This is a genomic window from Actinomadura logoneensis, assembly GCF_003428695.1.
GTDB lineage: Bacteria > Actinomycetota > Actinomycetes > Streptosporangiales > Streptosporangiaceae > Spirillospora > Spirillospora logoneensis.
This window is the reverse complement of the sequence record NZ_QURH01000441.1, coordinates 1-963: the sequence shown is the minus strand read 5'-3', so window position 1 is coordinate 963 and position 963 is coordinate 1. Positions and strand designations below refer to the sequence as shown.

Sequence of the window (963 nt, the reverse complement as noted above, 5' to 3'; positions counted from 1 at the left end):
GACCAGCACCCCGGCCGCACCGGCCGAGCCGTCCGCCGGCGCGCCGTCGGGCGGCGCCGAACGGCCCCCGGCCGGAGCCCCGGCGGGCGCGCCGCACGGCGTCCCGGCCGACCCGGCGGGTTCGGGCGTTCCAGTCGGCCCGGACGCGCCGGACGGCGTTCCCGGCATGCCCGCCGACCTGCTGCGGATCGCCCGCGCGGCCAAGGGCTTCATGCCGGAGGACGAGGGCCTGGCCCTGTACGAGACCGCCTACGCCTACGGGTCGAGGTTCGGCGCGGACGCCCCGCTGCTGGAGATCGGCTCGTACTGCGGCAAGTCGGCCGTCTACTTCGGCGCGGCGGCGCGGCGGACGGGCTCGACCGTCGTCACCGTCGACCACCACCACGGCTCGGAGGAGAACCAGGCGGGCTGGGAGTACCACGACCCGTCCCTGGTCGACCCGTGCACCGGCCGCATGGACACCATGCCGGCCTTCCGCAAGACGATCGCCGCCGCCGGGCTGGAGGACGTCGTGGTCGCCGTGGTCGGCACGTCCACCACGGTCGCCGCGTTCTGGCGCACGCCGCTGGCGCTGCTGTTCATCGACGGCGGGCACGCCGAGGACCTGGCGCAGGCCGACTACACCGGCTGGGCGCACCACGTCGCGCCGGGCGGCGCGCTGGTGATCCACGACGTGTTCCCCGACCCCGCCGACGGCGGCCAGGCCCCGTACCACGTGTACCTGCGGGCCCTGGAGTCCGGGGAGTTCGAGGAGCGCCGGGTCGTCGGCTCGCTCCGCGTCCTGGAGCGCGTGGCCTGACCCGCCGAATCCCGAGAGGCTCCCGCGCGCTCGCGTGCGGGAGCCTCTGTCTGTAACGGGTTCTAGTCACCCCGCGGTCGCCGGTCGCCGGTCGCCGGACGCCCGCGCGGGGCGGTCCGGGCCGTCCGGGCGGAGCGGGCCGCACGGCTGGGTTCGGGGCAGGG

The 963-nt window shown here is 76.9% G+C and carries 1 protein-coding gene; it reads left to right on the top strand.

Features of this window, described 5'->3' with window-relative positions; all coding sequences use genetic code 11:
- The first annotated feature begins 166 nt into the window (after positions 1 to 166).
- Positions 167 to 799 carry a class I SAM-dependent methyltransferase gene (locus DZF91_RS23185; RefSeq protein ID WP_117359489.1) on the top strand — a complete coding sequence of 211 codons (633 nt, stop codon included), beginning with the start codon at positions 167 to 169 and terminating at the stop codon, positions 797 to 799.
- Positions 800 to 963 lie beyond the last annotated feature (164 nt).